We start from the raw sequence: 11,289 nt of genomic DNA, 5'->3' as shown, positions 1-11,289 counted from the left end.
CTTAACATAATTTCTTGTTCTTTAGTTGGCACTAACCTAAATTTAAAAGACTTCTCCACAATATCACCTCATTTCTTATGTATTTTATGTAGTTTGTATAGTTATTATACAATGCTATTGAAATGACGTCAGAATTAACTTTCATATTGTATTTTGTTCTAAATCAGAAGTTAGTGTAATGTTAAGTTAGGGGAGTATCGAACTCCCCCTAACTTAAAGCCCTTACATCCTCGACCACAAGGGCACGAGGTTTTACGGGCAAAATTATAAAAAATATAAAATGTAGAACTAGACTATTAAGCCAGATAATTTTCAATAAAGAAATAAGTCAGAAGGAAAATAAACAAGGAATACATATGCAAACTGTGGACAAGAAAGGTGAATTTCAAAAGCTACTTTTCGGTAAAATAAAGGATGAGCAATATCTGATTGGTTACAAAGACAAGAAGATTACCTTTGTAAATTATGAAGGTGAGGAAGATATAAAACAGTATGTTGACGACATATACAAAATGCTTGAAGCCGTGTAAAACTTCCATCACTGTTATTGCCAAAAGAGCCACATACATTTGCATTGGCTAAGGTAATGCTGATATGTGATCTTATCCATCGAAATCTTATCCATCACTGCCATTGCCAAAAGAGCCATATGAATTTGAATTGCATACGGCAATACTGTGGTTTGATTTGTCCTATCACTGCCATCGCCAAAAGAGCCTCATGTGTTGGTAGCAGGAATATCATACTGTATATATGTGCCATAACATGAGTCATAATATGAAAAAAAAATCATTTGTGGTATAATTATTTGTGTTGCAATATCAATGGCAATACATAATTTTGAACATAATATAGATAATAATTAATAAGTTTAATGGGAGGAAGGCTGCATAATATTTTAAATGGGCAGCGTAGTGTTATATGAAGAGAATATTTGGAACAGATGGAGTAAGAGGAATTGCAAATACTGAATTGACAGCAAATATGGCATATGGTCTAGGAAGAGCGGGGGCATTTGTTCTCACCGAGGGAACTCATAAACCCAAGATTGTAGTGGGCATGGACACACGTATCTCAGGAGATATGCTAGAGTCTGCTTTGGTGTCTGGAATTTTATCTGTGGGAGCTGAAGCTATATGTGTAGGTGTAGTTCCAACTCCAGCAGTTGCATACTTAACTAGAAAGTATAAAGCCGATGCGGGCGTTGTAATTTCAGCATCTCATAATCCGGTAGAGTACAACGGAATCAAATTTTTCGATAGAAATGGATACAAACTAGAGGACAATCTTGAGGACAAAATACAGCAAGTAATGGAAAGTGATTTTCAGGGAGTTCCTTGTCCAATAGGAGAACAGGTGGGCAAGAAAACTGTTATGGACAATGCAATAAGAGAGTATGTGGACTTTGCAAAATCCACAGTTAACTGCGATTTAAGTGGCTTGAAAATAGCTGTGGATTGTGCCAATGGTGCATCTTCTAAAACTTCAGTTATGGCCATAAAAGAGTTGGGTGCGGAAGTCTTGCCTATACACAACAATCCCGATGGTTTCAATATAAACAAGAATTGTGGTTCAACTCATCCTGAGGAATTGCAAAGGTTTGTAGTGGAAAATCAATGCCATGTTGGGCTTGCTTTTGATGGAGATGCTGATAGATGTCTTGCTGTGGACGAAAAGGGTAATTTAATAAATGGAGACTTTATGATCGCCATATGCGCAAAATATTTCAAAGAACACAAAAAGCTTAAAGATGATATTGTAGTGGTAACAGTGATGAGCAATATGGGCTTTGACATTGCTATGAAGGGGCAAGGCATTACCTCCCTTAAAACGAAGGTTGGGGACAGATATGTTCTAGAAGAGATGAAAAAGCACAATTATAGCATTGGCGGTGAACAGTCTGGACACATAATATTCCTTGATTTTAATACCACAGGTGATGGATTGGTTTCAGGACTTCAACTTTTGAATATTGTAAAAGAAACAGGCAAAGAGCTAAGCACACTTGCTGAAATCATGAAGGAGTTGCCACAGGTTCTAATCAATGCAAAGGTAAAGAATGAAATGAAAGATATTCATGAAAAAGATGAGGAAATAAAAGAAGAAATAAGAAAGATAGAAGAAAAAATGGCTGGAAGGGGAAGAGTGCTCATAAGACCTTCGGGCACAGAACCATTAGTAAGGGTTATGCTAGAGGGAGAAAACCAGCAGGAAATAGATGATATAGCTAAAACTCTTGCAGCAAAGATAGAATTGAAGGCTAGCGTAATGTAAAGATTATCGAGAATTGCAATTAAAGGCCGTGAATTCATTTGAAATTTCTATTAGACGAGCTAATTAAAAAAGAAGTATAATTTACTAGGATTTTAAATATTAAAAGCTCGGGGGGAAAAAAAATGAAAAAAATTTTCACGTGTATTATTTTAACGATTATGGCTCTTTCTTTAGTTGCATGTTCTGGAAATAAAGTTGAGAGTAATAATGGGAATAACGATAAAAAACCGGAAGAGAAAAAGACTTTAACTATAGGAACTTCTGGACAGTATTATCCATGGGCTCATATGAAAGATGGGGAATTGCAGGGATTTGAAATTGATGTTTGGAAGGAAATTGCAAAAAGGAATAATCTTGAATTAAAATATGAAACAGCTAAGTTTAGTGGTTTAGTTGGAATGTTAGATGCTAAGAAGATTGATTCCGTAGCACATCAAATGTCTATAACAAAGGAAAGAAAAGAAAAATACGTATTTACAGAACCTTATGCATACAGTTACTATGAGTTTATGGTTAAAGAAGACAGCCCAATAAAAACTTTGCAAGATTTAAAGGGTAAAAAAGTCGGCTGTTGGCTAGGTGGAAATGGTGAGAAGACACTTAGAGAATTAAATGATAAATTAAGCTTAAACCTAGAAATTGTAACATACGATGGAACACCAATTGAAAAAGAGGTTGAAAACGGCAGAATAGATGCTGGATGGCAGGGAGAAGTAAAGACCTTGGCAACTATAGAGCAGGGTAAGCTTCCATTAAAATTACTAGGAGTAAAGCTTGAATGTGGAGTGTTTGAGGTTAATGCCTATCCATTTACAAAGGATGCAGATGCGACTCTTGTAGAAAAGATAAGCAAGTCTATAAAAGACATGAGAGAAGATGGCACATTAAAGAATTTGTCAGAAAAATGGTTTAAAATGAATACAGTAGATAAACCAGCAGATGCAAAATAATATTCATATTAGAGATTAAGGTCTTACGAAATCATGTAGGACCTTAATCTTTAATATAGGTAGGAGATTGATTTATGTTTGACTATCAATATGCTTTAAAAATACTTCCAAAGATGTTAATATACTTAAAAACAACTCTTATGTTAGCAAGTTTATCCATGCTTTTCGGGCTAACTATAGCTATTATATTGTCTATATTATTAAATAAAAATAATAAGATTTTAAATAAAATTATTGCAGTATACATATCTTTCTTCAGAGGGACGCCAATCATAGCTCAGCTATTTTTGGTATATTTAGGTTTTGTACAGATTATTCCTTCTTTAAAAGCCATGACCAATATTCAAGCTGCCATAATAGTTTTTAGTTTGGCATCCTCAGCTTTTATGACGGAAACCATTCGTGGGGCTATTTTATCAGTGAATAAAGGTCAGATGGAAGCAGCCATGTCTGTGGGAATGACTTATGGAACTGCCATGAGGAGAATAATATTCCCCCAAGCCATAAGACTAGCAATACCATCATTGTCCAACACGTTTATAAATTTAATAAAGGATTCGTCTGTTGCCTTTACAATTGGTGTAACAGAGATGATTGCGGCGGCACAGATGGAGGCAACTTCAAGCTGGAAATACTTAGAAGCATTTGTGGACATAATAATTGTGTATTGGATTTTAGTGTCTTTATTAACATACCTACAGAATATATTAGAACGAAATCTACAAAATTGGTAAAGGTGAAACGAATTAATTAAATTTTTATTAAAAATTTATTAAAAACTTATTCATAACTCTCTGAAAAACTATAAAACTATTGACCAAAACGTATATAAATGAGTATAATGATATGAATGCGTTATATCCTAAATAATAAGTTATGGATTTAGCGCCTATTATATATATATATTTTAGAAATGTGGTATAAAAAAGTTTCAGATCACAGCGCCAGAGGTTGTGTATTAAACAGTGATGTATGCAACCTGACGAGGATGGAGAAATTCGAAATTTCGGCGGGTACTCCACGGTAATGATACTACCGTTAACAACTGGCAAAACCGGAGAGTGATTTTCGGCACAATATCAGTTAGGTATTGCACATTTTCTAAAAAATAAAATAACAGGAGAGAGTAAAATGTGTGGAATAGTTGGTTATTTTGGCAAAAGAGATGTAGCATCCTTATTGTTGCAGGGCATGAGCAAGCTAGAGTATAGGGGTTATGATTCAGCTGGTGTTGCCATATTAGAAAATGGGAAAATTGTAGTAGAAAAGTGTAAGGGAAGATTAAAAAATCTTGAAAACAAGCTAAAGGAGCAACCGATAAAGGGAAACATAGGTATAGGACATACAAGATGGGCCACACACGGTCAACCATCAGATGTAAATTCCCATCCTCATAGCAATGAAAAAGGAACTATATCTGTTGTTCACAATGGAATAATTGAAAATTATATCAGATTGAGAGATATGCTTATAAATAATGGACATCAATTTGTCTCTGAAACTGATACAGAGGTTATACCTCATCTTATAGATTACTGCTATGAAGGAGATTTACTTAAGGCAGTTATGAAGGCTACTTCCATGATGGAAGGAAGCTATGCCATAGGTGTCATTTCTTCTCATGAGCCAGATAAACTGGTAGCTGTGAGAAAAGACAATCCTATGATTGTAGGTCTTGGCAAGGGTGAAAATTTCATCGCTTCTGATATCCCTGCAGTTTTAAATGAAACAAGAGATATATATCTATTGAATAATAAAGAATTTGTCCTTATGGATGAGAATGGTGTTCAGCTATTTGACGAATATGGACAAAAGATTGAAAAAGAAGTATATCACGTTACATGGAATGCTGATGCGGCAGAAAAAGGCGGATTTGAGCATTTCATGATGAAAGAAATCCACGAACAACCAGAAGCTATAAGAAATACATTAGCATCTAGGGTAGCTCTTGGGGAACCAATAAGACTTGATAAAATCAGCTTAAGCAAAGAGCAAATTGAAAAATTGAGCAGAATATATATTGTAGCTTGTGGTACTGCATATCACGCAGGCATAGTTGGAAAATACGCCATGGAAAAGTTGGCTAGAATACCTGTGGAAGTTGACATAGCTTCTGAATTCAAACACAGGGATCCAATTTTAGATGAAAACAGTCTTGTTATCGTCATCAGCCAGTCCGGAGAAACTGCAGATACATTATCCGCTCTAAGACTTGCCAAGTCACAGGGTGCTAGAGTAATTGCAGTAACCAATGTGGTTGGAAGCACAGTTTCCAGAGAAGTAGAGGATGTTTTATATACATCAGCAGGACCAGAGATCGCTGTTGCATCCACAAAGGCTTATGTAACACAGCTTATAGCCATGTACATCATAGCACTATATTTTGCAGAGAAGCGCAATAGCTTGACTTCAGAACAGATAGAAGATATGAAAAAACAGCTTATAGAGCTTCCAGGAAAAGTGTCAGAGGTAGTTAAGAATAAAGAAGAAATCCAGAAGATAGCTTCTATGATCTATATGACTCATGACGTATATTTCCTTGGCAGAGGTCTTGACTACGCTGTTGCCATGGAAGGTTCTTTAAAGCTTAAGGAAATATCTTATATTCACTCCGATGCCTACGCAGCTGGAGAATTGAAACATGGTCCAATTGCATTAATGGATAAGGGAACAATAGTTTTAACCATAGCAACTCAGGGCGAGTTAATCGACAAAATGGTGAGCAATATAAAAGAAGTAACCGCAAGAGGTGCAAGAGTGTTCTCCTTTACACCAGAGGGACACAAGGAAATCGAGGAAGTATCAGAGTCAACTATATACGTTCCTTCTGTAAATCCAATTTTTGCACCAGTGGTTTCCGTAGTACCATTACAGCTTTTAGCTTACTATGTAGCAGTACAAAAGGGTTGCGATGTTGATAAACCAAGAAATCTTGCAAAATCAGTAACAGTGGAGTAATAATAGAAAAACTGTGAAGTTTGTAGATTTGAAATAAAGTTGAATGATTTAAGACTAGACATTTTGAATAAAACTGTCTAGTCTTTTGTGTGTGCACAGCATGGGAAACAACCCTAACTAATGCTATATTTGAAAAACAAGGTTATTTAAGCTTTCTTAAATACTACCTTGAAATTAGAGTGTAAACTATGAAACCGCCGTATACCGAATGGTTCGTACGGTGGTGTGGGAGGTCGGTAAATAAATTAATTATTTACCTCCTACCCGATAATTGTCTTTGTTATCTTCAAATATCAATTGTTTAATTTTTACAATACCATGTTTACCTAATGGTTTCTGAGGGTTAAAAGAAATTGTACTACTAACATCACCAGCTGATATTTTTAGCTTATCACAATCTAAAGGATAAGATGAATATTGTTTACCATCTTCTAATCTTGTATACTCAAAATAAGCTGATAAAAGAATATTATCTTTAGTCAAATTTCTAATTTGAAAACTTATTTGCCCTTTATCAATAACTAATTTTTCTAGAATAACTTTTCCCAATAAATCTTCTGATTTATAATTAGATTCTTCTATGTTAATAGAGTCAAGTGATTCTGACTGGGTTTCACCAGCATTACTCTTATCAGAACTAGATATCTGGGAATCATCTTTATTAGTGCTCACGGGGGCACAAGCTGACAGCATCAAGCTAATACATATAAATATAATCCCAATTAATAATATTTTTCTCATTATTTTAATTATAACTCCCTTAAATATGAATATACTCACGCTGCACTTGTCCATGTAGGCAATCTATTACTTGAGTTGTAATATGCGGTATCTCTATTATATGGCTTGAAACTAAAACTACTTATGGTACTTATATCTTTAACTTCTTCAGTCAATAACTCTTCTTTACTGTTTATAGCTTTACTTTCTTGTAACAATCTATCCTTTGCCAATTAAATACTATTAATAGTTTAATGTGTATATTTTAACTTGTCAAGTATTTTTGATTTTTCATAATTTTAATTTATTGATTTTTTCTTATTGCATAATTATGTTTTAGTCAAGTATTTATTTCTTTCAGTTAATTTGTATATATAAAAGATAGCATACTACTTGAGTTGAAATAAAATCTCATTTAGAAAATCTTATAAATTTAAATTCTAATAGAAAATTGTACGATGTAAATTAATGGTAAACATGTTTAACAAGATAATCAATTTTTAATGTGGCTCTTTTGTACTTGGCAGTGATGATGATATTACAAGGGATAGCTATGGGTGAAAATAGTTAGGCAGCTATAAACCAAGAATTTTTGTGTAAATCATCAATATTCATCTGAACTACTTCAGCAGGGATACAACCATTTAGAGAACGTGGGGTTTAGTGAAATTACAGTTAAAGATAAATAAAAATTATTAGGTTAAAATGTTACAAAAATGCTTGACCACAACAGTATTTGATTTTTTAAAGTATGGTATAATAGTAATAGGCATTTATTTCATGAATAGATGCTGTATTATTTCTAAGTTCAATTAAATAAGAAAGGAATGTGTTTATGTGAAAAAAATCCCATATGGCATTTCAAATTTTCAAACCATTAGAGAACAGAATTATTTATATATAGATAAAACGAAATATATAGAAATTCTAGAAAATGAACCTCCTTATCAATTTTTTATACGACCTAGAAAGTTTGGTAAAAGTTTATTTTTATCCATGCTCGAAAATTATTATGATATAAATAAAAGTCACAAATTTCAAGAGTTATTTCAAAACTTATATATTGGGGAAAGTCCTACAGAAAAAAGAAATTCTTACTTAATATTCTATATTAATTTCTCAAATTTAGTAGTAAGTAATGGAAAAGAGAGATTTGTTGAAAGTTTTGATCAATGTGTTTTATCTGCAGCAAAGGAATTTTTGAATAAATATGATAAATATCTCCGAAAAGAAGACATTTTAGGAGATTCTGTTGGCGCTGAGATTGTTGTAAATAAGATTATAGCCTTGACTAATAATTCAAATCAAAAGATGTTTATAATAATAGATGAATACGATAATTTTGCAAATGATTTAATTTCATGTGGTAATAAAAATTTATATTATGATGTAATATCCAGTGAAGGGTATGTGAGAACTTTTTATAAAACAATAAAGACTGGAACTGCTTTTTGCGTGGATAGAATTTTTATTACAGGGGTAAGTCCTATAATGTTAGATGACTTAACTAGTGGTTTTAATGTGACAATTAACTTAACTTTAGAAAATAATCTAAATGAAATGTTAGGTTTTAACGAAGATGAAGTAAAAAATATTTTAAAAGAATTTGAAATTGAAAAAAACTTTGATTTGGAAACTGTATTAAAGGACATGCAACAATATTATAATGGTTATTTATTTAGTAAAAATGGGGAAAATAGAGTATACAATCCTAATCTAACCTTATATTTTATCCAAAGTATTATTAAAAATAAGGTTTATCCCGAAAATATACTGGATTTGAACATAAAAACTGATTATAAAAAATTAGAAAATATGGCGTTTAACTTTAAAGACGAAGAAACTGTAAAACAGCTCATATCTGAAGAAATAATCAATACAAAGTTAGTGGAAAAATTCAATTTAGAATATATGTATGATAAAAAAGAAAATTTTATATCTCTTTTGTATTACATGGGAATGCTTACCATTGAAAGCACCTATTTTGACAAATGCATTATGAAAATACCCAATTATTCTGTTAAAACGGTGTATTGGGAGTATTTTATTGAAAAAATTTATGAAAAAATGAATGTAACATTAGAGGATGTCCAACTACTCGATTCCGTACATTATATGGCATCAAAGGGAGAAGTATCATTTCTTATTGATTATTTGAGAAAATTTATTTCGATATTGTCCAATAGAGATTTAATGCAGTTTAATGAAAAAAATGTGAAAATGATATTAATATCACTTTTTATAAACGGTATATATTTAGTAAATAGCGAGTTTGAAGTAGAGGAAGGATATGTAGATATATTTCTTTCTGCCAATAAGGCCTATGATAAGTATATAAATTATGAATGGATTATTGAACTGAAATATGTAAAAGAAAGTGATAAGAATAAAATTGAAGATGTTAAGAAACAAGGGGTTGAACAACTAAAAAGATATAGGAGTAGCAGCAGATTGAGAAATATTTCTCATAAGGAAAAGAAATATTTGCTTATAGTTGTAGAGGGAAAAAAGAATGTTGAATACGTAGAGGTGTATTGAATAGTATAAAACTAATGCCATGGAGATGTGTGTGTACATCTTCATGGCATTTTTTCTTGCCAAAGGATTTGAGCATATGTATTTTTGAAAGTTTGTGTATATGGCTCTTTTGGCGATGGCAGTGATGGAGAAAAATATTTAGGCAAATGCCTAAACAACTATTGACAAATTGTATGGTCAAGAATATACTAAAAGTATGTTAGGCAAGTGTCTAACTATACCACATGTGAGCTTGGATACAATGGTTCAATCCATTTTTCTAGATGTTTTGGTGGAATAAGAAAACAGGTAAAAGAGAGGTTAATTCATATTATGAATAATAGAAATAAAAATGTGTTAATTATATCGGCTATAGTGTGTACTATTCTTGGCGGATTTACTTTTGCTATATCTTACAACAATAGCAACAATAGCAACAATAGCAACAATAAGGTGGTTTCTAAGAAGCATGATGTAGTACTTTCAGATAGTACTATACTTTCAGGGGAGATTGATAAGAAAGATCATGACAAGGAAGCCCTTGCCATGCTTCAAGGAAGAATTGTCAACGTAATGAACAATGCTATTATAGGGGATTGTAAAAAATCTACAGCAAAGGATTCAGAACAGTTCTTGCAACAGATTCCCTTTAGACAGGATTTTGATTTTGTAACTTATGAATCAAATTGCAGGGAAAATGGGGTGGATAAACCTATAAGGTATGCCATAGGTATATGCAATAAAAAAGAAAGTCCACTTAAGGGAATGTTCTGTGATTATGATTTTGCTAAAACTGAAAAAGATGGTGCTGTTGAAAATACGATTTTGTGTAAGCATGAGAATAATGATCGTAAAGAAGTATACAAATTGAAGGGCATGGACAGGTGTGCTACCTTATGTGGTGGTAATATAGCGGTTGTGCTTCAATGCAATCAAAATGAAAGAATATATCTGCCATTCCAGAGACTTAACTATGGAAACATGCAGATATCATATTTAGAGGATACTATAAAAAGAAATGTAAAGGTAATGCCACCAGTGAATGAGGACTATATTAAAGTATCAAAATTAGACATTACCAATGATGTGTTTGGTTCATCGGAATATATAGTTTTAAATCAGGAGGAAAAGCAGAAAATCCAAGAAGAATTTAAGAAAAATCAGCCTATAAGAAATAAGGCAGCTAGCACAGCTATTTTTCATACAGTTACTTTTTCTATGGATAATAAAGAGTATGAATGTGAGAATGGATTCCCAGGACAATATTTTATGAATTTAATAAAAACTAGATGCAATTTTGACGACTATAATATAGAAGACTTAAAAAATATAAAAAAGGCTAGTTTACAGAAGTATAATATAAATAGTACGCAGAACTACGATTTGGACGAGAAAACTGTAATTTTTAAAGAGGAGACTGTAAGTGATTCACAGCAGCTGAAAATTATTTTGGATGCCTTAAAGTCTACATCTAACGAAGAAGGAATTAATAGTGTACCAGATGATTATAATGTAAGAATTTTAACCCTGACAAGAGATGATGGCATGGAAATTAAAATTAAACTATCAAAACTCTCATCTGAGCACAAGGAAGCGGCTGTAATAATGGAAAATGGATATTGGTACAAGATTAGTCAGAACAATTTACAAAAGGTTTATGATTCCTTTGGCAAATAGTTAAGAAGACATGGAAAAGTTTACAAAAAAAGATTTCCAAGTATATATTCAGGGTGATAAGGTTAAATCTTGGTGTATAATTAAAATGTAATAAAAAATAATAAAAAAATAAATGGAGTTTCAGCGAATGAAATAATATAGGACTATGTGTCCGTGAATTCATGGCGGTTAGTGTAAAAAACTTTACGCTAGC

10 protein-coding genes are annotated in these 11,289 nt (G+C 32.4%); 7 read left to right on the top strand and 3 right to left on the bottom strand.

Going from position 1 to position 11,289, the window contains the following annotated elements:
- Nucleotides 1-59 (bottom strand): helix-turn-helix domain-containing protein (locus BUA73_RS14625; RefSeq protein ID WP_423230387.1); only part of this gene is annotated, 59 nt, incomplete at its 3' end.
- Nucleotides 60-356: 297 nt separating this feature from the next.
- Here BUA73_RS14625 and BUA73_RS14130 point away from each other — a divergent pair.
- The 5 genes from BUA73_RS14130 to glmS all read left to right on the top strand — a co-directional run bounded on the left by BUA73_RS14130 (nucleotide 357) and on the right by glmS (nucleotide 6,182).
- Nucleotides 357-530, top strand: a complete 174-nt coding sequence (locus BUA73_RS14130) for a hypothetical protein (protein ID WP_178139254.1) — start codon at nucleotides 357-359, stop codon at nucleotides 528-530.
- A 391-nt stretch (nucleotides 531-921) separates the two neighbouring features.
- Nucleotides 922-2,274 (top strand): phosphoglucosamine mutase, encoded by a 1,353-nt coding sequence (gene glmM, locus BUA73_RS10605; protein WP_072904100.1) that lies wholly within the window; start codon nucleotides 922-924, stop codon nucleotides 2,272-2,274.
- Nucleotides 2,275-2,396: 122 nt separating this feature from the next.
- Nucleotides 2,397-3,224, top strand: a complete 828-nt coding sequence (locus BUA73_RS10600; RefSeq protein WP_072904099.1) for a transporter substrate-binding domain-containing protein — start codon at nucleotides 2,397-2,399, stop codon at nucleotides 3,222-3,224.
- Nucleotides 3,225-3,298: 74 nt separating this feature from the next.
- On the top strand, nucleotides 3,299-3,958 hold the full coding sequence (locus BUA73_RS10595; RefSeq protein WP_072904098.1) for an amino acid ABC transporter permease: 660 nt from the start codon (nucleotides 3,299-3,301) through the stop codon (nucleotides 3,956-3,958).
- Nucleotides 3,959-4,355: 397 nt separating this feature from the next.
- Nucleotides 4,356-6,182 carry a glutamine--fructose-6-phosphate transaminase (isomerizing) gene (gene glmS, locus BUA73_RS10590; RefSeq protein ID WP_072904097.1) on the top strand — a complete coding sequence of 609 codons (1,827 nt, stop codon included), beginning with the start codon at nucleotides 4,356-4,358 and terminating at the stop codon, nucleotides 6,180-6,182.
- 249 nt (nucleotides 6,183-6,431) lie between these two features.
- Here the strand turns inward: glmS and BUA73_RS10585 are convergent, their stop codons facing one another.
- Complete coding sequence (locus BUA73_RS10585) at nucleotides 6,432-6,923, bottom strand: hypothetical protein (RefSeq protein ID WP_072904096.1); 492 nt, start codon at nucleotides 6,921-6,923, stop codon at nucleotides 6,432-6,434.
- A 35-nt stretch (nucleotides 6,924-6,958) separates the two neighbouring features.
- Nucleotides 6,959-7,135 carry a hypothetical protein gene (locus tag BUA73_RS14125; protein ID WP_178139253.1) on the bottom strand — a complete coding sequence of 59 codons (177 nt, stop codon included), beginning with the start codon at nucleotides 7,133-7,135 and terminating at the stop codon, nucleotides 6,959-6,961.
- 604 nt (nucleotides 7,136-7,739) lie between these two features.
- Here BUA73_RS14125 and BUA73_RS10580 point away from each other — a divergent pair.
- Together BUA73_RS10580 and BUA73_RS10575 are read left to right on the top strand one after the other, a co-directional pair.
- Nucleotides 7,740-9,440, top strand: a complete 1,701-nt coding sequence (locus BUA73_RS10580; protein WP_072904095.1) for an AAA family ATPase — start codon at nucleotides 7,740-7,742, stop codon at nucleotides 9,438-9,440.
- Nucleotides 9,441-9,752: 312 nt separating this feature from the next.
- Complete coding sequence (locus tag BUA73_RS10575) at nucleotides 9,753-11,096, top strand: hypothetical protein (protein WP_143147002.1); 1,344 nt, start codon at nucleotides 9,753-9,755, stop codon at nucleotides 11,094-11,096.
- The last annotated feature ends 193 nt before the right edge of the window (nucleotides 11,097-11,289 follow it).

It is taken from the genome of Hathewaya proteolytica DSM 3090 (assembly GCF_900142225.1).
GTDB lineage: Bacteria > Bacillota > Clostridia > Clostridiales > Clostridiaceae > Hathewaya > Hathewaya proteolytica.
This window is presented reverse-complemented; position numbering and strand designations above follow the sequence as displayed.